Genomic DNA, 22,673 nt, shown 5'->3' with positions numbered 1-22,673 from the left:
AACGTACTCAACTGCGTTGCGCTAGTGTTAAACCCCTCATCTTTCAAATTGCCGCCGGGTTGGCTGCAAAGGTGAAAGCGATGGGCCATTCTGACTTGTTTGGCCGCGTTGCCGTTAGGCTCTGAGATAAATGACAGGTATGATAATGCAATTTCCAGCCTTCAGCATGGCGAAATGAGGAGAATATGCGCTATTGGGGAAAAGTAATTGGTCTTGTGCTCGGTTTATTAAGCGGCACCGGCTTCTGGGGTTTAGCATTCGGCCTGTTGATCGGCCATCTGATTGATAAAGCGCGAGCGGTTAAAGGACAGGGCTATTTTGCTAATCAGCAAACCAGACAGACGCTGTTTTTCCGCACGACTTTCCAGGTGATGGGGCATTTGACCAAGTCCAAAGGGCGGGTCACCGACGCGGATATTCAGATGGCATCGCTGCTGATGGAGCGTATGCAGCTGCATGGCGAGGCCAGAACATCGGCTCAGCGCGCCTTTCGCGAAGGCAAAGAGGGCGACTATCCGCTGCGCAGCAAGCTGCGTGAACTGCGTAGCGCCTGCTTTGGTCGTTTCGATCTGATTAGGATGTTTCTGGAAATTCAGATTCAGGCGGCGTTTGCGGATGGCTCTCTGCATCCCAACGAGCGGCAGGTGCTGTACGTCATCGCCGAAGAGCTGGGGATTTCCAGAGCGCAGTTCGACCAGTTTCTGCGCATGATGGAAGGCGGCCAGCAGTTTGGCGGCGGGCAGTATCACGGCGGGGCGGGTTCGCAGGGTGGTTTTGGCCAGCCGGGACGCGGGCCGACGCTGGAAGATGCCTGTAGCGTGCTGGGGGTGAAAAGCAGCGATGACGCCACGACGATCAAACGCGCTTACCGCAAGCTGATGAGCGAGCACCATCCTGACAAGCTGGTGGCGAAGGGCCTGCCGCCGCAGATGATGGAAATGGCGAAGCAGAAAGCGCAGGAAATTCAGTCAGCTTACGATCTGATTAAGCGTGAGAAAGGCTTTAAATAAGTGAGGGCTGCATTAATGCAGCCCTGCAATTTTGGCCGCTGGCGTGGGGGACGAATGCCAGCGTCCCGCGCCTAACGATAGCGCTTGTTCAAAAGTCGGCGGGCTGACGGAAGGTCATCGGCGTGTGGTACTGCGGATGGGTGATGGTCAGCATTTCGGCATGCAGCTGTAGGCGAGGCGCCATCGCTTTTGCCTGCTCGTGAGCATAAAAATTGTCTCCGAGAATCGGGTGGCCCAGCGCCAGCATATGTACCCTCAGCTGATGCGAGCGCCCGGTAATCGGCTTTAGCTGAACACGGGCGCTGCTGTCAGCCGCGTAGTCCAGCACCTCATATTCGGTTTGCGCCGACTTCCCCGTTTCGAAACACACCTTCTGCTTTGGCCGGTTTGGCCAGTCGCAGATCAGCGGAAGATCCACCCATCCCCGCTCTTTTTCGGGATGACCCCAGACCCTTGCCACATAGGTCTTTTGCGGTTCGCGCTCGCGGAACTGGCGCTTAAGCTCGCGTTCGGCAGCCTTGGTCAGCGCTACCACCATCACCCCGCTGGTCGCCATGTCCAGCCGGTGTACTGATTCCGCCGCAGGAAAATCGCGCTGGATGCGGGTCATCACGCTATCTTTATGCTCTTCAAGGCGGCCTGGAACGGACAGCAGGCCGCTCGGTTTGTTAACAACCATAATGTGCTGATCCTGATACAGGATATGAAGCCAGGGTTGCTGCGGTGGGTTATAGGGTTCCATCTCGTGCCTGTCTGGGGCGGCCTGTGCCGCCCCGTAGTGGGTTACTGATGCGTCACGACAATCAGGCGTAGCGCGTCAAGCCGCCAGCCTGCCTCGTTCAGCGCCGACAAAACCTGCTCGCGGTTGCTTTCCAGCGCATCGATCTCATCCTGACGGATATTCGGGTTCACTGCGCTCAGCGCATCCAGACGCGACAGCTCGGCGCTCAGCTTTTCATCGGCTTCCTGACGGGCAGCGTCAATCAGCTGGCGAGCCTGCGCCGCGGCTTCCTCCTCCGCCAGTTGGAGGATGGCATACACATCCTGCTGGACGGCATTCACCAGCTTGCTGCCGGTATGACGATTAACGGCGTTGAGCTGGCGGTTAAAGCTTTCAAACTCGACCTTACCGGCAAGATTGGTGCCTTTGCGGTCAACCAGCATTCTCACCGGCGTTGGCGGCAGGAAACGGGTCAGCTGTAGGTGCTTCGGCGCCTGCGCTTCCACCACGTAGATCAGCTCAAGGAGCAGCGTGCCCACCGGCAGCGCCTTGTTTTTCAGCAGGGAGAGCGCGCAGCTCCCGGTGTCGCCGGAAAGGATCAGATCCAGACCGTTACGCACAATCGGGTGCTCCCAGGTCACGTACTGAGCATCTTCGCGGGAGAGCGCCTGACCGCGATCGAAGGTGATGGTGCAGCCATCTTCCGGCAGGCCGGGGAAATCCGGGACCAGCATATGATCGCCGGGCGTCAGCACGATCAGGTTATCGCTACGATCTTCCTGGTTAATCCCGACAATATCAAACAGGTTGAGCGCAAAGTTCACCAGTTCCGTGTCGTTATCCTGCTCGCCGATTTTCTCCGCCAGCGCCTGGGCTTGCTCGCCGCCGTTAGAGTTCAGCTCCAGCAGGCGATCGCGCCCCAGCTCCAGCTGGCTTTTCAGCGCGATATGCTGCTTACGACAGTCGGCAATAAACGCCTGCAGGCCGTCGCTATTTTCTGGCGAAGCCAGATACTCAACCAGTTGGGTATAAACCCGATCATAGATCGCGCGGCCGGTAGGGCAGGTGTGCTCAAACGCGTCCAGCCCTTCGTGATACCACTGCACCAGCACGGACTGGGCGGTTTTTTCCAGATAAGGGACGTGGATCTGAATATCATGCGCCTGACCGATGCGGTCGAGACGGCCAATGCGCTGCTCCAGCAGGTCCGGGTTAAACGGCAGATCGAACATCACCATCTGGCTGGCGAACTGGAAATTGCGACCTTCGGAGCCGATTTCAGAGCAGAGCAGAACCTGAGCGCCCTCTTCTTCTGAGGAAAACCAGGCGGCCGCGCGGTCACGTTCAACGATCGACAGACCTTCGTGGAAGACGGCGGCACGGATACCTTCGCGCTCACGCAAAACCTGCTCAAGCTGGAGAGCGGTGGCGGCTTTCGCACAGATCACCAGCACCTTCTGATCGCGATGGCTGGTCAGGAAGCCCATCAGCCATTCCACGCGGGGATCGAAGTTCCACCAGGTGCCGCTGTCGCCTTCAAACTCCTGATAAATCTGCTCCGGGTAAAGCATATCGCGGGCGCGTTCATCAACGGCTTTACGCGCGCTCATGATGCCAGACACTTTGATCGCCGTCTGATACTGCGTTGGCAGCGGCAAGCGGATCTCGTGCAGCTCGCGTTTGGGGAAACCCTTCACGCCGTTTCGGGTGTTGCGGAACAGCACGCGGCTGGTGCCGTGGCGATCCATCAGCATGGCGATCAGTTCCTGACGCGCTTCCAGCTTGCCGTCGCGCTCGCTGTTGGCGGTTTGCAGCAGCGGCTCGATATCCTGCTCGCCGACCAGCTCGTTGAGCATATTCATCTGATCCTGGCTGAGCGGCTTATCGGCCAGCAGACCGGTCACCGCATCGGCAATCGGGCGGAAATGCTGCTGCTCTTCGACAAAAGCGGCAAAATCATGGAAACGGTTAGGATCGAGCAGGCGCAGGCGCGCAAAGTGGCTCTCCATACCCAGCTGCTCCGGCGTGGCGGTCAGCAGCAGTACGCCGGGAATGTGCGCCGCCAGCTGTTCGATGACCTGATACTCGCGGCTTGGCTGGCCCTCTTCCCACGCCAGGTGGTGGGCTTCATCGACAATCAGCAGATCCCAGGCGGCGTCCGCCAGCATTTCCAGACGCTGCTTGTTGCGGCGCACAAAGTCGAGCGAGCAAATCACCAGCTGTTCGGTCTCGAAGGCGTTATCGCTGTCGAGCTGGGCCTGAGCATAGCGCTCATCGTCGAACAGGGCGAAGCGCAGGTTAAAGCGGCGAAGCATCTCAACCAGCCACTGATGTTGTAGCGTCTCCGGCACGACAATCAGCACGCGCTCGGCGCGGCCAGCCAGCAGCTGCTGGTGGACGATCATCCCGGCCTCAATGGTTTTACCCAGGCCGACTTCATCCGCCAGCAGTACGCGCGGCGCATGGCGGCGGCCAACGTCGTGGGCAATATGCAGCTGGTGAGGGATCAGGCTGGTGCGCATCCCGCGCAGGCCGCTGACCGCAAGGCGATACTGCTCGCTCTGGTATTTACGGGCGCGAAAGCGCAGGGCGAAGCGATCCATACGATCCAACTGCCCAGCAAACAGGCGATCCTGCGGCTTGCTGAACGCCAGCTTGCTGTCGAGCATCACTTCGCGCAGGGTCACGCCGGTCTCTCCGCTGTCCAGTCGCGTGCCGAGATAGGCAATCAGCCCCTTTTCTTCGATAACGTCAACGACTTCCAGCTGCCAGCCTTCGTGGCAGGTAATGGTGTCGCCAGGATTAAAAATGACGCGGGTAATAGGGGAATCATTTTTAGCATAAAGACGGTTTTCGCCGATGGCAGGAAAAAGCACGGTCACCATGCGCGTATCCACCGCGACGATAGTGCCCAGTCCCAATTCGCTTTCCGTATCGCTGATCCAGCGTTGACCAAGTGTAAAAGGCATAAATATTCGGCTCGATTTTCTTAGAGGTTATAACAGGCAATAGCTCGACTGCCCGGCACCCGGTGCCAGGCAGAAAATTCTGATGTTCAGGAAGGGCGCTATGGTACTGGAAGGTGACGCGTTCGTCACCTGTCAAAAAAGCCCCAACTGACCTGTTACCAGTGTAGCAAAGTCATCCTCCAGGAAGGGGAGTATGCCCTCTGCCACCGGCTGGAGCTGTTTTGTCAGGTAATGATCGTAATCCAGCGGGGTAATACGCGCCTCCAGCGGTTCAGGCCCGGAGGTCGCCATCACGTAGCGAATTTTGCCGCCGTTCTGGTAAAGCAGGGGGCGACCGAGCTTCTCGTTCTGCTCGTCGGCGATCCTTGCTGCGCGTACGTGCGGCGGCACGTTGCGCTGATAATCATTCAGCGGACGACGCAGCCGCTTGCTGTAGGTGAGCTGGTCGTCCAGCTCGCCATCCAGCAGTTGACGGACCGTTTGCCGGATGTAATCCTGGTAAGGCAGCTTTTTAAAGATGCGACGGTAGAGCTCCTGCTGGAAATGCTGCGCCAGCGGCGTCCAGTCGGTACGAACGGTTTCCAGTCCTTTAAATACCATTCGTTCCGTTTCGCCTTCACGGATCATCCCGGCATAGCGCTTTTTGCTGCCCTGCTCGGCACCGCGGATCGTCGGCATCAGAAAACGGCTGAAGTGGGTCTCAAATTCCAGCTCAAGGGCGCTCTCCAGTCCGAACGTCTGCTGAAGATGCTGACGCCACCATGCGTTGACTTTTTCTACCAGCTGCTGGCCGATAGTGGCTGCCGACGCCTGGTCGTGCGGCGTTTTTAGCCAGACAAAGGTGGAATCCGTGTCGCCATAAATCACGTCATAGCCTTCGGCTTCCACCAGTTCCCTGGTCTGCCGCATAATTTCGTGGCCGCGCAGGGTGATTGAGGAAGCCAGTCGCGGATCGAAAAAGCGGCAGGCGCTGGTGCCCAGCACGCCGTAAAAGGCGTTCATGATGATCTTCAGCGCCTGGGAGAGCGGCTTGTTGCCCTGCTTCCTCGCGGCTTCGCGCCCCTGCCAGATTTGGTTGACGATCTCCGGCAGGCAGTGCGTTGTGCGGGAAAACCGGGCCTCACGAAAGCCGCTGACCGAGTCTTTATCATCCGGGTGGGCCAGGCCTTCAACCAGCCCGACCGGATCGATCAGGAAGCTGCGAATAATCGACGGGTAAAGACTTTTGTAATCCAGCACCAGCACCGAATCATACAGGCCTGGCCGTGAGTCCATAACGTAGCCGCCGGGGCTGGCCTCCGGCGCGACTTCTCCCAGCCCCGGCGCGACGAAGCCTGCGCGGTGCATTCGCGGAAAATAAAGGTGGCTGAAGGCGGCCACCGAGCCGCCGTGACGGTCGACGGCCAGGCCGTTAACCGTGGCGCGCTCAAGCAGGAACGGCATCAGCTGCGTATGCTGGAAAATACGGGTAACCAGCTCGCAGTCCTTAAGGTTGTAGTGGGCGAGGGCGGGTTTGTCTTGCGCAAAGCGCAGATCGATCTCCTGCATTCGGTCCCAGGGATTGCCAATCGCTTTGCCTTCGCCCAGCAGTTCCCTGGAGACGGCCTCAAGGCTGAATGAGTCAAAATTCCAGAAGGCCGATTTTAAGGATTCAATGCCGTCCAGAATCAGCCTGCCGGTGGCCTGAGCAAAGAAAATACCGGGTTTGAAGCCGTGCTCGCGCCACTCCAGCGCTTCGTTGTTGCGCCCCAGCCGCAGAGAAATGCCGTAACGATCCGCGTGCTTTTGCAAGACGCGGAGATCGAACTGCACCACGTTCCAGCCAATCAGTACGTCAGGATCGTGCCGCAGAAACCAGTCGTTGAGTTTTTCCAGCAGTTGCGGCCTGCTGGAAACATATTCCAGATTGAAGTCCAGCCCGCTGGCATCGCCGTTCTCCGGTCCCAGCATATAAACGTCGCGCTGGCCGCAGCCTTCCAGGCCAATGCAGTACAGCTCGCCGTGGCGGGTCGTTTCAATGTCCAGCGAGACCCATTTCAGCGGCGGGCGATACGCCGGGTTTGGCTTCAGGCGAGTGTTGATCAGGCTGTTGCCTGCGGGCTGCCCGCTGAACCACACCGGTGAAGTAATAAAGCGCTCCATCAGATAACGCTCGGGGGGGCGGATATCCGCTTCATAGACCATTATGCCCTGCTCGCGCAGCAGCTTTTCCAGCTTCTGCAACTGACGGTACTGTCGGCAATAAAGGCCGATCACCGGACGATGACGGAAGTCTTGCAGATTGAGCGGCACAAGGCGGCAATGACGCTCCTGTTTAAGCAGCGCCTCAGCCTGAGGCTGGTATTCTTGCGGAATAAAGGCGACGGATTCCTGCGGCGGCAGCACCACCCGTTGTGGGCCAGCGTCGGTAGCCAGCCACAGCACCACTTCGGTGCCTGAAGGCGTATCCCGCCAGTGGCGGGTAAGCAGAAAGCCTGCGCGTGCGTCGTTCACCTGGAAGCCTTTATTGCCGAATCAATAAACAATAATAGCATGTTTATTTATACAGTTCTTGTGGCAACTGGCCGGTCCGTCAAGCCTGCATACAAAACAGCCCTTGACGGACTCCGAAGCTCTCAGGACAATCCGACCTCAATCAACATAGAATGTGGAAAGTATGGAAGCCTGGCTGCAACATCTTATAACGCAATCACTTGCCTGGTCGCTGCTTGCCGTAGGGCTGATCACTTTTTTTGAATCTCTGGCGCTGGTTGGGCTGCTGCTGCCGGGAACGGTACTGATGGCTTCCTTTGGCGCGCTGATTGGCAGCGGGCAGATCGGTCTGTATCCCGCGTGGCTGGCCGGTACGGTCGGTTGCCTGGTGGGAGACTGGGTATCCTGGCTGATTGGCTGGCAATTTAAGGGGCCGCTGCACCGCTGGTCGTTTATCAGGAAGCACCAGGCGCTGATGGATAAAACCGAACACGCGCTGCATCAGCACAGTATGTTCACCATTATCGTCGGGCGCTTTGTCGGGCCGACGCGTCCGCTGATCCCGCTGGTGGCGGGAATGCTTGAGCTGCCGGTAAAAAAGTTTATTCCGCCGAATATCATTGGCTGCGTGCTCTGGCCGCCGCTGTACCTGTTGCCGGGTATTCTGGCTGGCGTGGCGATTGACGTTCCCAGGGACGCCAGCAGCGGCATGTTCAAATGGCTGCTGCTGGCGGTGGCGATTCTGGTGTGGCTGGGCTGCTGGCTTGGCTGGCGCTGGCTGCGCTCGAAAAAACAGTCCGACTGGGCGACGGCCTGGCTGCCGCTGAGCCGTCTGCGCTGGCTGGCTCCGCTGGTCATCCTGCTGGCGGTTGCCAGCCTTGTGGCGCTACAGTTCCACCCGATGATGCCGGTCTTTCGTCAGCTGCTGTGGCAGGTGTTTATCGGACGCTGATGCCCAGCACCGCGGCTTCGGCTATTTCTCCTTTCAGCAGCGCTTCGGTGCTGCCATCCCAGTAGACTCGTCCGTCAACGATCAGGATGCTGCGCGGCGCAATCCGCGCGGCATCCTCAACGCTGTGTGAAACCATCAGCAGCGTGATATTTCTCTCCCGACAGACTTCATCGACCAGCTCCAGCATTTCCTTACGCAGCGCCGGATCCAGCGCCGAGAACGGCTCATCAAGCAGCAGTAGCGGCTGTTGGCGAACCAGGCAACGCGCCAGCGCCGCGCGCTGCCGCTGCCCGCCGGAAAGCTGGGCAGGCAGGCGGTCCAGATAGGTTTCAAGTCCTACCCGACGGGCGATATCTTGCAGCGTCTGCTTCTGCGATGGGGTCAGCTTCAGCCCCGGATGCAGGCCAAGGCCGATATTTTGTGCAACCGTCAGATGGGGGAACAGATTATTTTCCTGAAACAGCATGGAGACCGGCCGTTTCGCCGGCGGCGCGTGGCTGCAATCCTCGCCGTTTAGCCGCAGGCTGCCGCTGCTAATCGCCAGAAAACCGGCAATCAGGCTCAGCAGGGTGCTTTTTCCAGCGCCGCTGGGGCCGAGTATCGCCAGCCTTTCTCCTGCCTGCATACTGAGTGAAAAACGCATCGGCAGATGGTTATAGAGATAAGTCAGATTAGTCAGCGTCAGCATGGCGTCCCGGCAGTTTTTCTATCAGGGTGAACAGAAGGAAACAGAGCAGCAGCAGCAGCAGGGCGGTAACCGCGCCGTCCTCGCTACGATAGGAACCAATCTGCTGGTAAAGATAAAACGGCAGCGTGCGAAAATTCTCGTTGCCAAAAAGCGCCACCACGCCAAAATCGCCGATCGACAGTACGCAGGCAAATGCCAGCGCCTGGGCGAGGGGGCGTTTCAGCGCGCGCAGCTCGATCAAACGCAGGCGGTTCCAGCCGTGGATATCCAGCGACAGGCACAGCCTGTTATAGCGCTCGGCGAGATCGCGCAGCGGGTTCTCCAGCACTTTCATGGCGTAAGGGATCGCCATCAGCGCGTTGGTGAAAATAACCAGGCCGTCGGCCGAGGCGGGCAGCCCAACGGTGGCGTTCAGCAGCAGGAAAAAGCCGGTTGCCAGCACGATCCCCGGCATCGCCAGGATCAGCATTCCGCTAAGCTCGATGGCGTGGCCGGGCAGTTCGCGCTGCCGCAGCCTCAGCTCACGGCTGCTCCACAGCAGCATCATGCTCAGGATCGTGCAGAGTATGCCTGCACTCAGCGCAATGCGTAACGAGGTGAAGGTCGCCTGCCAGAGCGCAGGCTGTTGCAACACGGCTGGCAGCCCCTGGTTCAGCCCGGCCACCACCACAGCGAGAAGTGGCGGCAAGAGTAACAGCAGCGCGCACAGGATCAGCAGGCTATCCAGCATCTTCGCGGGCCAGCTGTCTTCAGGATTACGCCAGCCGCTAATGCTCGCCGTGCCGGAAGGGATCGCTTTACTCAGCCACTGGCTCAGCATTACCAGCCCGAGACAGCAGACCATCTGGATCATTGCCAGCATCGCGGCGCGGCCCGGATCGTAATCAAAGTTCAGCGCCTGAAAGATGGCCAGCTCGATAGTGGTCGCCTTCGGGCCGCCGCCCAGCGAAAGAACGGTGGCAAAGCTGGCGAAGCACAGCATAAAGATCAGCGCGCCTGCGGGCAGGATCTGCCGCCGCAGCCAGGGCCATTCGACGATCGAAAAGTGGTTCCAGCCGCGCAGGCCCAGCTGGGCGGCCAGCTGACGCTGCTCGCCAGGGATCTGCTCCAGCACCTGAAGCAGCAGCCTTGCGGCCAGCGGCAGATTGAAAAACACATGAGCCAGCAAAATGCCCTGCAGGCCGTAGGGCGTGAAGGCGTAATGGAGACCCAGCAGAGAACTGAGGTCAGCCAGCCAGCCCGTCCTTCCGTACACGCTTAGAATGCCGAAAACGGCGACCAGCACCGGCAGCACCAGCGTCATCGCACACAGCCTTAGCAGCGCGTCCCGGCCGGGAAATCGCCGCCGATAGAGCGCCCGCGCCAGCGGAATAGCGGGGCCGACGGCGAGTGCGGCAGAAAGAAATGCCTGCCAGAATGAGAACCGCAGCACATGCCACAGATAGTCATCCTGCCAGAGTTCCCGCCAGTGAACCCCCGGCGCATTCAGCCACAGCGCGGAGAAAGCCGTCAGGGCCACGGCAACCAGCAGCGTAGCCGCCAGGACGCCGGGCGCCAGCCAGCCGGGGATCAGCGGCTGACGGCGCGTTGCCATGCGCTTATCCACTGGCTACGCTGGCTGGCCACTTCCTGCGGGCTGTATTGCAGGGATTTAGCGGGTATCGTTAGCGTCTCAAACCCTGCGGGCAGCGTGCTTTTCACCACGGGATACATCCAGTTGCCGGTGGGAATGCTGTTCTGGAACGGCTTATCCAGCATGAAGCGCATAAACTTCTGCGCCAGCTCGGGGTGTTTACTCGCTTTCAGCTGGCCCGCCACCTCCACCTGAAGGTAGTGGCCTTCGCTGAAGTTGGCGGCGGCATAGCGATCTTTCTTCTCTTCAATCAGGTGATAAGCCGGGGAGGTGGTGTAGCTCAGCACCATATCGCCTTCTCCTTTCAGGAACAGCCCGTAAGCCTCGCTCCAGCCTTTGGTGACGGTAACGGTTTTCTTCGCCAGCTTCTGCCAGGCTTCCGGCGCCTGGTCACCAAAGACTTTTTGCATCCACAGCAGCAGGCCAAGGCCTGGCGTACTGGTGCGCGGATCTTCGTAAATCACCTTGATCGGGCGGTCGGTTTCTACCAGCTCCTTCAGGCTGCCGGGCGGATTTTGCAGTTTGGTTTTGTCATAAACAAAGGCAAACCAGCCGTAATCATAGGGCACGAAAGTCTTATCGCTCCAGCCTCCCGGCACGCTGGTTTGCGCGGTGTCGACCTGACTCGGTGCAAACAGGCCGGTCTTCGCTGCGGCATCCAGCAGATTATTGTCCAGCCCCAGCGCCACGTCAGCCTGGCTGTTTTTCCCCTCCATCCGCAGGCGGTTGAGCAGGGAGACGCCATCTTCCAGCGCAACATATTTCAGCTCGCAGCCGCAGTCTGCCTCAAAGGCTTTTTTAATGGCGGGACCGGGTCCCCAGTCGGCTGAAAAAGAGTCGTAGGTATAGACCGTCAACACGGGTTTAGCGGCTAAGGCAGGAAAGGCGCTGAGGATCAGCAGAGGCAGAACTTTTTTTAACACTTTGCGTTCCTTGAAGGTTAGGGGGTCGCAAAGGATCTGAGCAGGCTTATCACTCTCAAATCCCTACGCCGGCATTATCCGGATCAGGTTCGACGGGTCTGTCTCAGCGCTGGCGGTGAAGCACCGCAGCGCACCCCGTTGAGAACGACCTATTCTAGAGATTTCCTGACCGTAGCGAAAGCGTCATGATTCGGGCGGCGCGAACCAGGCCGACTTGAAGTCAAACCAGCCAAGCGTATTCATCCGCACGCCGCGCATACTTCGCTGGCCTTCCAGCAGCAGCCAGTGGTGGAACAGCGGATGCAGGCTCCAGCTATTAATCAGCTGCCTGCTCCAGTCCGCCAGCGGCAGCTTTTGCTCCCGCCAGCGCTGCGCATCCTTTTCCCAGTCCAGCGTGACGCAGTGGTGAACCAGCGGAATTTCATAAAGCAGCGCAAACAGGGAAAACTCCAGCGGCAGGGTGAAATTCGCGCTGCCCAGCCAGATATCGCTTTCGGCTTCACCACGATGCCAGACGTCATAATCCACCTGCTGAGTCACCAGCTCCACGCCGTGCGAGGCCAGCAACGGCTTCAGCGCGTTGGCAATACCCTGATGCTCAACATGATCGTTGTACCAGGTCAGGGTGAGGGAGGTCAGTCCCTCGGGCTTCTCGCTGGTGGTCATATCGCGTCGGTGGTGCCAGCGCGGCAGCAGGCCGTAAGCCGGGAACCAGTAACGCTGATAGCCAATACCGGCATGATTCAGCAGGGCGATGGGGTTAAACAACATGCTGACCCAGCGCCGGATCTGCTCATCCCGCCCGCGTTCGGAACGCTGGTCGAACAGCAGGAAATAACAGCCTTCTTCCAGTCGGCTCTCTTCGGATTTTTCTTCGAGGCTTTTCCCCTCCAGCTTCACGCCTGAATAGACCAGCTCATCGCTGATTTCCGGTAGCACCCAGATATTCACCTCATCAATCAGCGCCCGAAAACCGAAGTAGTCGTCGAAGGCCTGGATTTTCAGCTGCGAGCGCTGGTTGCGCACCACGGCGTAGGGGCCGGTGCCCACGGGCTGGCGGGCGAAGTCGGACAGGAAGCGCCACTCTTCCGGTAGAATCATCGCGCTGACGCTGCCCAGCAGCCATGGCAGCCAGCCGTCCGGCTGGTGCAGATGGATATCCAGCGTCCAGGGAGCCGACGACTCAATGCGGTTGAAATGGGAGAACAAAGGCTGCGGCTTCAGCCGCGTCAGCGTGCTGATAACGTCTGCCATGACCAGTTCCCGGCCGTTGTGGAAGTGGATGGCTGGACGCAGATAAAACCGCCAGTGCAGAGCAGAGAGCTGCTGCCAGTGGTGGGCAATATCCGCTTCGATTTCCCCGTTTTCCTCATTTATCCGCGTCAGGCTGCTGAAGATTTGACGGGCAAGGTGAGTTTCAGAGCGGCGCAGCGGCGTGCCGGGCAGCAGGTTTAGCAGTGAGCGATAGTAAAGGACGCGAAGGATATGCCGACCCTGGCGGAAGCTGCGGCCAAGGTGGGAGATAAGCATCTGTCTGACCGCGTTTTTATCCCCCACCAGTTGCACCAGCTGATCGATGCGATCGTGCTCCAGCAGCTCTTCAGCCCGCTGCTGCTGGAGCGCAAGACCGGTGTAGAGGAAGTGGAGCCTGGAGCGCTTTCCGCGCCCGGCCTCCGCCTGCCACTCCAGCCAGCCCTCCTGCTGCATGGCGTTCAGCAGGTTGCGCATATGACGACGTGAACAGCTGAGCTGCTCCGCCAGGTCGTTGAGCGTGGTGTCCAGCGACTGGCCTTCGCAACATTGCCACAGGCGGATGAACTGTTGCTGTAAACGGGCGGAAGACATAAAAGGGGAACTCCCTGCTAAAAGTGGCCTGTTTTTTCTGCCTTATATTAGGCCGATAATGGTCCCAGATGAAAGAGCGGGAGGCATTCCCGGATTCCTGGAATGGCGCTCTGACATTCATTTATGATTCTGAGTATGGTGCGACTTCACCAGCCAGCGGGTTTTTTACCTGCTGGCTTTTTTCGCTGGAGCGTGTTTTCTTCTATGCTTGCTGTTTGTCGGACACACTCTTGTGGCGACCTTTCTCCCCGAAGGATCAGGTATGAAATCGCTCCTCACGCGTCGCCGTCGCGTCAACCCTGTTTACCTCGCCTTTATGGCCGTCTCTTTTATGGTTGGGGTGGCTGGCGCACTTCAGGCACCGACCCTCAGCCTGTTTCTGACCCGAGAGGTGGCCGTACGTCCCTTCTGGGTTGGTCTCTTTTATACCGTGAATGCGATTGCCGGGATTGCGGTCAGCCTGCTGCTGGCGAAGCGCTCGGATAATAAGGGCGATCGCCGGATGCTGATCCTGTTCTGCTGTCTGATGGCGGTGGGCAACGCGCTGCTGTTTGCCTTCAACCGTGACTATCTGACGCTGATCACCGTCGGCGTGCTGCTCTCCGCGCTGGCAAGCGTCGCGATGCCGCAGATCTTTGCCCTGGCCCGTGAATATGCCGACAGCTCCGCGCGGGAAGTGGTGATGTTCAGCTCCGTGATGCGCGCTCAGCTGTCGCTGGCCTGGGTTATCGGGCCGCCGCTGTCGTTCGCGCTGGCGCTGAACTACGGCTTCGCCACGATGTTTATTGTTGCTGCCGTGCTGTTTGTGGCCTGCATCGGGCTGATCTGGTTTGCGCTGCCTTCCGTGGCCCGCGTTGAGCAAGCCTCGCAGGTGGCGATAGCGCAACTCAGCGCCTGGAAGAATAAAGATGTCAGGCTGCTGTTTCTGGCTTCGCTGCTGATGTGGACCTGCAACACGATGTATATCATCGATATGCCGCTCTATATCAGCAGCGTACTGGGGCTGCCGGAACGGCTTGCCGGGCTGCTGATGGGCGTGGCGGCAGGGCTGGAGATCCCGGCTATGCTACTGGCCGGTCACTACGTTAAGCGCTTCGGCAAGCGCAAAATGATGCTGTTTGCCGTGGCTTCCGGGGCCGTTTTTTATCTGGGGCTGGTGCTGTTCCAGTCGCGGGCGGCGCTGATGGTTTTACAGATCTTCAACGCTATTTTTATCGGCATCGTCGCCGGCATTGGCATGCTGTATTTTCAGGATCTGATGCCGGGCAGGCCCGGCGCCGCAACCACGCTGTTTACCAATAGCATCTCCACCGGCGTGATTCTGGCTGGGGTACTCCAGGGCACGCTGGCGGAAAGCTTCGGCCACTATTCAGTGTACTGGGCGGCGCTGCTGCTGTCGCTGGGTGCGCTGGCGATGTCGGTCAGGGTGAGGGATGTGTGAGGCAGGGCGAAGGTGATCGTCCTGCCCGGTAGTTAACGCAGAAAGGCGGGCTGCTGCTGCTCATAAGCCGAGATCTCGGCATCATGTTGCAGAGTCAGACCAATATTATCCAGTCCGTTAATCAGGCAGTGGCGGCGGAAGCTGTCGATGCTGAACGGGTAACGCTGGTCACCGGCAATCACGACCTGCTGCTCCAGATCGACGGTAATGCTGCAGCCCGGCTGGCTGGCAACCCGCTGAAACAGCGCGTCGACCTCGGCTTCGCTCAGCGTCACCAGCAGCAGCTGGTTATTAAATGAATTGTTGGCAAAAATATCGGCGAAATCGCTGCCGACAATCGCCCGAATACCGTAGTCCGTCAGCGCCCAGGGCGCATGTTCGCGGGAAGAGCCGCAGCCGAAGTTCTCCCGCGTCAGCATAATGCTGGCACCGCGAAATTCTGGCTTGTTCAGCACGAAGTCCGGGTTGGGGATCTGGCCTTCCGCGTCGCTATAGCGCCAGTCGTAAAACAAATTGCGGCCAAAACCGGTGCGGGTCACCATTTGCAGGAACTGCTTGGGAATGATCGCATCGGTATCAACGTTAGCCGCATCCATCGGGACAACGATACCGGTGTGCTGGGTAAACTTCTTCGCCATACGGCCTCCTAAATCAGTTCGCGGATGTCAGCAAAATGGCCTGCGACCGCTGCCGCTGCGGCCATTGCCGGGCTGAGCAGGTGCGTGCGGCCACCCCGGCCCTGGCGGCCTTCAAAGTTACGGTTGCTGGTGGAGGCGCAGCGCTCTCCCGGATTCAGACGGTCGTTGTTCATCGCCAGGCACATGGAGCAGCCCGGCAGACGCCATTCAAACCCCGCATCCAGGAAGATTTTGTCTAATCCTTCCGCCTCGGCCTGAGTTTTGACCGGGCCGGAGCCTGGAACGACATACGCCTGCACGCCAGCGGCAATTTTATGGCCTTTCACCACTGAAGCGGCAGCCCGCAAATCCTCAATGCGTGAGTTGGTGCACGAGCCAATAAAGACTTTATCAATCTTCACGTCGGTCAGTCTGATGCCCGGCTTCAGGTCCATATAGGCCAGCGCTTTTTCAGCCGAGGCGCGCTCGGCAGGATCGCTGAACGAAGCCGGATCGGGAATGAAGTCGTTTACGGCAATCACCTGGCCTGGGTTGGTGCCCCAGGTGACCTGCGGGGCAATGTCTGCGGCATTCAGGGTAACTACTTTGTCAAAGCGCGCGTCGCTATCGGATTTCAGCGTGCGCCAGTAAGCTACCGCTTGATCCCAGGCGGCATCTTTCGGCGCAAACTGGCGGCCTTTAACATAGTTAAACGTCGTGTCGTCCGGCGCGACCAGGCCCGCTTTAGCGCCCAGCTCAATCGCCATATTACACAGCGTCATGCGGCCTTCCATACTCAGCTGTTCAACCGCCGGGCCACAGAACTCCACCACATGACCGTTGCCGCCGCCGCTGCCGGTTTTACCAATAATCGCCAGCGCAATGTCTTTAGCGGTAATGCCCGGTGCGGTTTGCCCAACGACTTCAATCTTCATCGTCCTGGCACGGGACTGCTTAAGCGTCTGCGTAGCCAGCACATGCTCGACTTCAGAGGTGCCGATGCCAAAGGCCAGCGCGCCAAAAGCGCCGTGTGTCGAAGTATGCGAGTCGCCACAGACAATCGTCATGCCCGGCAGTGACAGCCCCTGCTCGGGGCCGATTACGTGGACGATGCCCTGGAAAGGGTGCTTAAGATCGTACAGCCGCACGCCGAACGCTTCACAGTTTTTGATCAGCATCGACATCTGGATACGCGCCATTTCGCCGCTGGCATTGATGTCCCGCGTCTGCGTCGAGACGTTGTGATCCATCGTGGCGAAGGTTTTTGACGGCTGACGCACCGGGCGACCGTGTGCGCGAAGGCCGTCAAATGCCTGCGCGGACGTCACTTCATGAACCAAATGACGGTCGATATACAGCAGCGGCGTTTCGTCTGGCGCTTCGTACACCAGATGGGCATCAAACAGCTTCTCGTATAATGTTTTCATAGTCAGGCTTCGCGAATGTACCGGGCAATAATCGAGCCCATTTCCTCAGTGCCGACTGACGGGCCGCCGCCAGCTAAATCGCCGGTGCGGTGGCCTTCAGCCAGCGCGCGGCTGATGGCTTGCTCAACCGCATCGGCGGCCTCTGCGGCATTCAGGCTGAAGCGCAGCAGCAGCGCCAGCGACAGGATTTGGGCAATCGGGTTGGCAACGTTTTTTCCGGCGATATCAGGGGCCGAGCCGCCTGCCGGTTCAAACAGGCCGAAGCCCTGTTCGTTCAGGCTGGCCGAGGGCAGCATACCCATTGAGCCGGTGATCATCGCACATTCATCGGAAAGGATATCGCCAAACAGGTTGGAGCAGAGCATCACGTCGAACTGCGACGGCTCTTTAATCAGCTGCATGGTGGCGTTATCGATGTACATATGGCTCAGCTCTACGTCCGGATAGTCCTGCGCCACTTCGTTAACGATCTGACGCCAGAGGATAGAGGACTGCAACACGTTAGCCTTGTCGATCGAGGTCACTTTGTTACGGCGTTTACGCGCGGATTCGAAGGCGATGCGGGCGATGCGCTCAATCTCAAAGCGGTGATAGACCTCGGTATCGAAGGCGCGCTCGTGCTGGCCGCTGCCTTCACGGCCTTTTGGCTGGCCAAAATAGATGCCGCCGGTTAACTCGCGCACCACCAGGATATCGAATCCTTTGGCCGCAATATCGCTGCGCAGCGGGCAAAACGCCTGTAGCTCTTTGTGCAGGCTGGCCGGGCGCAGGTTACTGAACAGCTTGAAGTGTTTACGCAGCGGCAGCAAAGCGCCGCGCTCGGGCTGTTCGGCTGGCGGTAAGTGTTCCCATTTCGGGCCGCCCACCGAGCCAAACAGGATCGCGTCAGCCTGCTCGCAGCCGGCAATGGTGGTCCGCGGAAGCGGCTCGCCGTGGCGGTCAATCGCAATCCCGCCAACGTCATATTCGCTGGTGGTAATGCGCAGGTTGAAGCGCTCGCGAATGGCGGCCAGCACTTTGTTGGCCTGTGCCATCACTTCCGGACCGATACCGTCACCCGGCAACACTGCAATATGGTAAGTCCCTGACATGATTACACCGCTTCCTTTTGACCGTTAGTTTGAGATTTGCGCTGCAACTCTTGCTCAACCTGACGCGAGCGCCAGATATTATTCAGCGCGTTGATCATTGCTTTGGCGGAAGATTCCACGATATCCGTTGCCAGACCTACGCCGTGGAACTTGCGGCCATTGTATTTCACCACGATATCAACCTGACCCAGCGCATCTTTACCGTGGCCTTTCGCCGTGAGCTGATAGGACACCAGCTCCGCATCAAATTCGGTAATACGATTCACCGCCTGATAAACCGCGTCGACAGGGCCGTTACCGGTTGCCGCTTCAGACTTCACCTCTTCTCCGCAGGCCAGTTTCACCGACGCGGTTGCCATCACGCTGGAGCCGGACTGCACGCTGAAGTAATCCAGGCGGAAGTACTCCGGCTCTTCATTCTGCTTGTTGATAAAGGCCAGCGCTTCCAGATCGTAGTCGAAGACCTGGCCCTTTTTATCCGCCAGCTTCAGGAAGGCGTCGTACAGGTTGTCCAGGCTGTAGTCGTGTTCTTTATAGCCCATTTCATCCATGCGGTGCTTCACGGCGGCACGGCCGGAGCGAGAGGTCAGGTTCAGCTGGATTTTGTTCAGCCCGATCGATTCCGGGGTCATGATTTCGTAGTTTTCGCGGTTTTTCAGCACGCCGTCCTGGTGAATACCAGAAGAGTGAGCGAAGGCGCCGGTGCCAACCACGGCCTTGTTGGCGGGGATCGGCATATTACAAATCTGGCTGATCAGCTGGCTGGTACGGTAGATTTCCTGGTGATTGACGTTAGTTTTCAGGTTCATCAGCTGGCTGCGGGTTTTGATCGCCATGATCACTTCTTCCAGCGCACAGTTTCCGGCTCGCTCGCCCAGACCGTTAATGGTGCCCTCAACCTGACGCGCGCCAGCCTGAACGGCGGCAACCGCGTTGCCCGTTGCCATACCCAGGTCGTCATGGGTATGCACGGACAGGATGGCTTTATCGATATTCGGCACGCGGTTGCGCAACTGGGTGAAAATGTTGCTGTACTCTTCCGGCAGCGTGTAACCGACGGTATCCGGAATGTTGATGGTGGTGGCGCCAGCGTTGATCGCGGCTTCAACTACGCGGCACAGATCGTCAATTGGCGTGCGTCCGCCGTCTTCACAGGAAAACTCCACGTCACTGGTGTAGTTACGGGCGCGTTTCACCATCGTCACCGCGCGTTCAATCACCTCAGGCAGCGTGCTGCGCAGCTTGGTGGCGATGTGCATGGGCGAGGTAGCCAGGAAGGTATGGATGCGATACGCCTCGGCAACGCGCAGAGCTTCATAAGCGGCATCAATGTCTTTTTCTACGCAGCGGGCAAGGGCGCAAACACGACTGTTCTTCACCTGGCGGGCAATAGTTTGTACGGATTCGAAATCGCCCGGAGAGGAGATTGGGAAGCCGACTTCCATCACGTCCACGCCCATGCGCTCCAGCGCCAGGGCGATCTGCAGTTTTTCTTTCACACTCAGGCTGGCCTGTAACGCCTGTTCGCCATCACGCAGTGTGGTATCGAAAATAATAACTTGTTGGCTCATTGGGTATTCCTTGTCGTGTTTGCTTTGCCAGTGCTACGAGCATAAAAAAACCCGCGCATTGGCGCGGGTTCTTTAGTTTTGCAAGCCTGAATCAGTGATTCATTTCTTCGCCCACAAGCCTACCGCGCAATGGAGATGCGTTAAGTAGTAGACCAAGTAGGCGAGCGGTATGAATCATTGAATCAGGCCTCGTAAATTTGCTGTTCCCTTATTGATACTTGATTTCCGGTGGGGATGTCAACCAAAGCTGTAAGGTTATATTGGTTGCGTAAGAAGCGGCTCAGGAAAAATATTCTGACGGGCTGGCCCTGAGCAGAACAAAAGGGAAGGGCGAGCCGCCGTCCTGGTTTTCTGTGGGATAGAACAGGTTTTTTTGCGCTGAAGATGTCAGTTAACAATCTGTTAATTAAGAGGTTTGACAGGGAAATCTTATGATCGGGTTGTGAAGATAATTTCGCCGCGCTCAGATAATTGTTTTTGATAAATATCTTCTGACAGCAGATAAAACCAAAATAGCCGCGTTGTTTGAACAGGTGCGCTTGAATTCGCGTCAGGAGCGTTTTAATAACAAAACGATCGCACTGAAAATGAATTCCTCCCCAGAACAAACCGCTTTTCTTTTGCCTTTTGGTCAGTGTAATTGTCGACAAGTCCCCTTAAGGCGTAGTGCCTTGCGGCCCTGCGTTTGACTAAAAGCGTGGGGAAGGGGTTTGCCTGCTAACTTTTCTACGGTTATGGTACTTCATCAAACGCATAAAAATAGCCAGGGATTGACCCTGTACCTGGACTTTGGAAATGATTTCCAAAGTCTTTGCATAAACACAGGTTTTGACCTTATCTTTACGCCCGTTTGCGATGTCCAGCGAGCGATTTCGCGCTAACAGATAAATCAGCACCTTAAAGCCTGGAGGCAAAAATGGAGATGTTGTCAGGAGCCGAGATGGTCGTCCGATCGTTGATCGATCAGGGCGTTAAGCATGTATTCGGCTACCCCGGCGGGGCCGTGCTGGATATCTACGACGCGCTGCAAACCGTCGGCGGTATCGATCACGTACTGGTACGCCACGAGCAGGGCGCAGTGCATATGGCGGACGGCTACGCCCGTTCGACCGGCGAAGTGGGCGTGGTGCTGGTCACCTCCGGCCCTGGCGCGACCAATGCCATTACCGGCATCGCCACCGCCTATATGGATTCTATCCCGCTGGTCGTGCTCTCCGGCCAGGTTCCCTCTTCGCTAATTGGTTACGATGCCTTCCAGGAGTGCGACATGGTTGGGATTTCCCGGCCGGTGGTGAAGCACAGCTTTATGGTGAAGCAGGCGGAAGAGATCCCGACCATCATGAAGAAAGCGTTCTGGCTGGCGGCCAGCGGACGCCCTGGGCCGGTGGTGATCGATCTGCCGAAAGATATGATGAACCCGGCCAATAAATTGCCGTACGTCTGGCCTGAAGAAGTCAGTATGCGTTCTTATAACCCTACCACTCAGGGGCATAAAGGCCAGATCAGGCGCGCGCTGCAAACTCTGCTTGCCGCTAAAAAGCCAGTTATCTATGCCGGCGGCGGCGTGGTGAATGCGGAATGTCATGATGAGCTTCGTCAGATTGCTGAAAAGCTGAACCTGCCGGTCACCTGCTCGCTGATGGGGCTGGGCGCTTTCCCCGGCACGCATCGTCAGAGCGTCGGTATGCTGGGTATGCACGGCACCTATGAAGCCAACATGGTCATGCATAATGCGGACGTGATTTTTGCCGTCGGCGTGCGCTTTGACGACCGTACGACCAACAATCTCGCCAAGTATTGCCCAAATGCGACCGTACTGCATATCGACATCGATCCGACGTCGATCTCCAAGACGGTGCCGGCAGACGTGCCGATCGTGGGCGATGCTAAACAGGTATTGACCCAGATGATCGAACTGCTGGGGCAGAGTGATAAAGAGCAGGATTTCGACAGCCTGCGGGACTGGTGGCAAAGTATCGATCAATGGCGTGCCCGCCAGTGTCTGGAGTTCGATCGCAGCAGTGAAAAGATCAAGCCTCAGGCGGTGATCGAGACTATCTGGCGCCTGACCAAAGGCGAGGCCTACGTGACCTCCGATGTCGGCCAGCACCAGATGTTCGCCGCGCTCTATTATCAGTTTGACAAGCCTCGTCGTTGGATCAACTCCGGCGGCCTCGGCACGATGGGGTTCGGCCTGCCAGCGGCGCTGGGCGTCAAGCTGGCTCTGCCGCAAGAGACGGTGGTTTGCGTCACCGGTGATGGCAGTATCCAGATGAACATCCAGGAGCTGTCTACCGCGTTGCAGTACGATCTGCCGGTGCTGGTGCTGAGCCTGAACAACCGCTTCCTCGGCATGGTCAAACAGTGGCAGGACATGATCTATTCGGGCCGCCATTCGCAGTCCTACATGCAGTCGCTGCCTGATTTTGTGAAGCTGGCGGAAGCCTATGGTCACGTCGGCATCGGCATCAGCCATCCGGAAGAGCTGGAAACCAAGCTGACGCAGGCTCTTGAAGAGTTAGGTAAAGGGCGTCTGGTATTTGTCGATGTTAACGTTGATGGCACCGAGCACGTCTACCCGATGCAGATCCGCGGCGGGGGAATGGATGAAATGTGGCTTAGTAAAACGGAGAGGACTTAATTATGCGTCGTGTTTTATCAGTACTGCTGGAAAACGAATCCGGCGCATTGTCCCGCGTGGTGGGCCTGTTCTCCCAGCGTGGCTATAACATTGAAAGCCTGACCGTGGCGCCGACGGATGATCCAACGCTGTCGCGCATGACGATCCAGACCGTCGGCGACGAGAAAGTGCTGGAGCAGATCGAAAAGCAGCTGCACAAGCTGGTAGACGTGCTGCGAGTGACCGAGCTCGGGCAGGGTGCCTACGTTGAGCGTGAAGTGATGCTGGTGAAAATCCAGGCGACCGGTTACGGCCGTGAAGAGGTCAAACGCAGCGCGGAGATCTTCCGTGGGCAGATCGTTGACGTCACGCCGTCGCTTTATACGGTTCAGCTGGCGGGCACCAGCGACAAGCTGGACGCGTTTCTCAGTACGGTTCGTGAAGTGGCCGAAATTGTTGAGGTCGCCCGCTCCGGCATCGTTGGCGTGTCGCGCGGCGACCGCATTATGCGTTAATTTTCCGGCCTGACACCCGCTCTTTTCTGCTAACCCAGCGTAATGCTGGGTTTTTTATTTTTGTCTGAAAGCTAACGCACAGAAGCAAAAGCGGTTGCTCGCTAAACTATTCTGCTGTTAGATGTAACAAACGTCTTATCCATAGCCGTAATATGGCTATTTTTTGCGCCGTCCCGGT

At 58.0% G+C, this 22,673-nt stretch carries 17 protein-coding genes and 1 riboswitch; of the genes, 5 read left to right on the top strand and 12 right to left on the bottom strand.

The window, feature by feature from the left end; genetic code table 11:
- Positions 1–185: 185 nt before the first annotated feature.
- A complete protein-coding gene (djlA, locus tag NG99_RS21810; RefSeq protein WP_034897696.1) occupies positions 186–1,010 on the top strand; it encodes a co-chaperone DjlA in 825 nt (274 codons plus the stop codon).
- A gap of 88 nt (positions 1,011–1,098) precedes the next feature.
- Here the strand turns inward: djlA and rluA are convergent, their stop codons facing one another.
- The 3 genes from rluA to polB form a co-directional block, all read right to left on the bottom strand.
- On the bottom strand, positions 1,099–1,752 hold the full coding sequence (rluA, locus tag NG99_RS21805; RefSeq protein WP_034897693.1) for a bifunctional tRNA pseudouridine(32) synthase/23S rRNA pseudouridine(746) synthase RluA: 654 nt from the start codon (positions 1,750–1,752) through the stop codon (positions 1,099–1,101).
- A 41-nt stretch (positions 1,753–1,793) separates the two neighbouring features.
- Complete coding sequence (gene rapA, locus NG99_RS21800) at positions 1,794–4,700, bottom strand: RNA polymerase-associated protein RapA (RefSeq protein WP_034897690.1); 2,907 nt, start codon at positions 4,698–4,700, stop codon at positions 1,794–1,796.
- A gap of 132 nt (positions 4,701–4,832) precedes the next feature.
- Positions 4,833–7,193: a DNA polymerase II gene (gene polB / locus NG99_RS21795; RefSeq protein WP_034897688.1), complete on the bottom strand. Its 2,361-nt coding sequence runs from the start codon at positions 7,191–7,193 to the stop codon at positions 4,833–4,835.
- A 163-nt stretch (positions 7,194–7,356) separates the two neighbouring features.
- On the opposite strand from polB, the gene NG99_RS21790 reads away from it, so the two are divergent.
- Entirely contained in the window at positions 7,357–8,124 is a 768-nt protein-coding gene (locus tag NG99_RS21790) for a DedA family protein (RefSeq protein ID WP_034897686.1), read from the top strand.
- On the opposite strand, the gene thiQ is transcribed toward NG99_RS21790, so the two are convergent.
- From thiQ to sgrR, 4 genes are all read right to left on the bottom strand, one after another.
- The gene (gene thiQ / locus NG99_RS21785) at positions 8,111–8,812 is read right to left on the bottom strand and encodes a thiamine ABC transporter ATP-binding protein ThiQ (RefSeq protein WP_034897683.1); all 702 of its coding nucleotides are present in this window, start codon (positions 8,810–8,812) and stop codon (positions 8,111–8,113) included. The genes NG99_RS21790 and thiQ overlap by 14 nt on opposite strands.
- On the bottom strand, positions 8,796–10,406 hold the full coding sequence (gene thiP, locus NG99_RS21780) for a thiamine/thiamine pyrophosphate ABC transporter permease ThiP (protein ID WP_034897680.1): 1,611 nt from the start codon (positions 10,404–10,406) through the stop codon (positions 8,796–8,798). The genes thiQ and thiP overlap by 17 nt, the downstream gene beginning before the upstream one ends.
- Positions 10,382–11,368 carry a thiamine ABC transporter substrate binding subunit gene (gene thiB / locus NG99_RS21775; protein ID WP_034897677.1) on the bottom strand — a complete coding sequence of 329 codons (987 nt, stop codon included), beginning with the start codon at positions 11,366–11,368 and terminating at the stop codon, positions 10,382–10,384. Before thiB ends, thiP begins: the two co-directional genes overlap by 25 nt.
- A gap of 42 nt (positions 11,369–11,410) precedes the next feature.
- A riboswitch (TPP riboswitch) is annotated at positions 11,411–11,516 on the bottom strand.
- Positions 11,517–11,551: 35 nt separating this feature from the next.
- The gene (sgrR, locus tag NG99_RS21770; protein WP_034897675.1) at positions 11,552–13,213 is read right to left on the bottom strand and encodes an HTH-type transcriptional regulator SgrR; all 1,662 of its coding nucleotides are present in this window, start codon (positions 13,211–13,213) and stop codon (positions 11,552–11,554) included.
- Between the two features lie 262 nt (positions 13,214–13,475).
- Between sgrR and NG99_RS21765 the strand changes: the two genes are divergently transcribed.
- Positions 13,476–14,654 carry an MFS transporter gene (locus tag NG99_RS21765; protein WP_034897673.1) on the top strand — a complete coding sequence of 393 codons (1,179 nt, stop codon included), beginning with the start codon at positions 13,476–13,478 and terminating at the stop codon, positions 14,652–14,654.
- A gap of 32 nt (positions 14,655–14,686) precedes the next feature.
- Here NG99_RS21765 and leuD read toward each other — a convergent pair whose 3' ends face one another.
- The 5 genes from leuD to NG99_RS21740 form a co-directional block, all read right to left on the bottom strand.
- A complete protein-coding gene (gene leuD / locus NG99_RS21760; RefSeq protein ID WP_034897671.1) occupies positions 14,687–15,292 on the bottom strand; it encodes a 3-isopropylmalate dehydratase small subunit in 606 nt (201 codons plus the stop codon).
- 8 nt (positions 15,293–15,300) lie between these two features.
- A complete protein-coding gene (leuC, locus tag NG99_RS21755; RefSeq protein ID WP_034897668.1) occupies positions 15,301–16,698 on the bottom strand; it encodes a 3-isopropylmalate dehydratase large subunit in 1,398 nt (465 codons plus the stop codon).
- Positions 16,699–16,700: 2 nt separating this feature from the next.
- Positions 16,701–17,789, bottom strand: a complete 1,089-nt coding sequence (gene leuB / locus NG99_RS21750) for a 3-isopropylmalate dehydrogenase (protein ID WP_034897666.1) — start codon at positions 17,787–17,789, stop codon at positions 16,701–16,703.
- A 2-nt stretch (positions 17,790–17,791) separates the two neighbouring features.
- Positions 17,792–19,360, bottom strand: a complete 1,569-nt coding sequence (leuA, locus tag NG99_RS21745; protein WP_034897663.1) for a 2-isopropylmalate synthase — start codon at positions 19,358–19,360, stop codon at positions 17,792–17,794.
- A 182-nt stretch (positions 19,361–19,542) separates the two neighbouring features.
- Positions 19,543–20,010 carry a hypothetical protein gene (locus NG99_RS21740; RefSeq protein WP_157032677.1) on the bottom strand — a complete coding sequence of 156 codons (468 nt, stop codon included), beginning with the start codon at positions 20,008–20,010 and terminating at the stop codon, positions 19,543–19,545.
- 266 nt (positions 20,011–20,276) lie between these two features.
- Between NG99_RS21740 and ilvI the strand changes: the two genes are divergently transcribed.
- Together ilvI and ilvN are read left to right on the top strand one after the other, a co-directional pair.
- Positions 20,277–22,001, top strand: coding sequence for an acetolactate synthase 3 large subunit (ilvI, locus tag NG99_RS21730; protein WP_034897657.1), 1,725 nt, complete (start codon positions 20,277–20,279; stop codon positions 21,999–22,001).
- Positions 22,002–22,003: 2 nt separating this feature from the next.
- Positions 22,004–22,495 carry an acetolactate synthase small subunit gene (ilvN, locus tag NG99_RS21725; protein ID WP_034897655.1) on the top strand — a complete coding sequence of 164 codons (492 nt, stop codon included), beginning with the start codon at positions 22,004–22,006 and terminating at the stop codon, positions 22,493–22,495.
- Positions 22,496–22,673 lie beyond the last annotated feature (178 nt).

It is taken from the genome of Erwinia typographi (assembly GCF_000773975.1).
GTDB lineage: Bacteria > Pseudomonadota > Gammaproteobacteria > Enterobacterales > Enterobacteriaceae > Erwinia > Erwinia typographi.
The sequence above is the reverse complement of the archived record's forward strand: the minus strand, read 5'-3'. Positions and strand labels throughout refer to the sequence as shown.

Bases quoted from the DNA above. Each gene is read 5' to 3' on its own strand.
- NG99_RS21765 (WP_034897673.1), top strand. From the start codon at position 13,476: ATGAAATCGCTCCTCACGCGTCGCCGTCGCGTCAACCCTGTTTACCTC.
- leuA (WP_034897663.1), bottom strand. From the start codon at position 19,360: ATGAGCCAACAAGTTATTATTTTCGATACCACACTGCGTGATGGCGAA.
- NG99_RS21790 (WP_034897686.1), top strand. From the start codon at position 7,357: ATGGAAGCCTGGCTGCAACATCTTATAACGCAATCACTTGCCTGGTCG.
- rluA (WP_034897693.1), bottom strand. From the start codon at position 1,752: ATGGAACCCTATAACCCACCGCAGCAACCCTGGCTTCATATCCTGTAT.
- ilvN (WP_034897655.1), top strand. From the start codon at position 22,004: ATGCGTCGTGTTTTATCAGTACTGCTGGAAAACGAATCCGGCGCATTG.
- ilvI (WP_034897657.1), top strand. From the start codon at position 20,277: ATGGAGATGTTGTCAGGAGCCGAGATGGTCGTCCGATCGTTGATCGAT.
- sgrR (WP_034897675.1), bottom strand. From the start codon at position 13,213: ATGTCTTCCGCCCGTTTACAGCAACAGTTCATCCGCCTGTGGCAATGT.
- leuD (WP_034897671.1), bottom strand. From the start codon at position 15,292: ATGGCGAAGAAGTTTACCCAGCACACCGGTATCGTTGTCCCGATGGAT.
- rapA (WP_034897690.1), bottom strand. From the start codon at position 4,700: ATGCCTTTTACACTTGGTCAACGCTGGATCAGCGATACGGAAAGCGAA.
- thiP (WP_034897680.1), bottom strand. From the start codon at position 10,406: ATGGCAACGCGCCGTCAGCCGCTGATCCCCGGCTGGCTGGCGCCCGGC.
- leuB (WP_034897666.1), bottom strand. From the start codon at position 17,789: ATGTCAGGGACTTACCATATTGCAGTGTTGCCGGGTGACGGTATCGGT.
- leuC (WP_034897668.1), bottom strand. From the start codon at position 16,698: ATGAAAACATTATACGAGAAGCTGTTTGATGCCCATCTGGTGTACGAA.
- djlA (WP_034897696.1), top strand. From the start codon at position 186: ATGCGCTATTGGGGAAAAGTAATTGGTCTTGTGCTCGGTTTATTAAGC.
- thiQ (WP_034897683.1), bottom strand. From the start codon at position 8,812: ATGCTGACGCTGACTAATCTGACTTATCTCTATAACCATCTGCCGATG.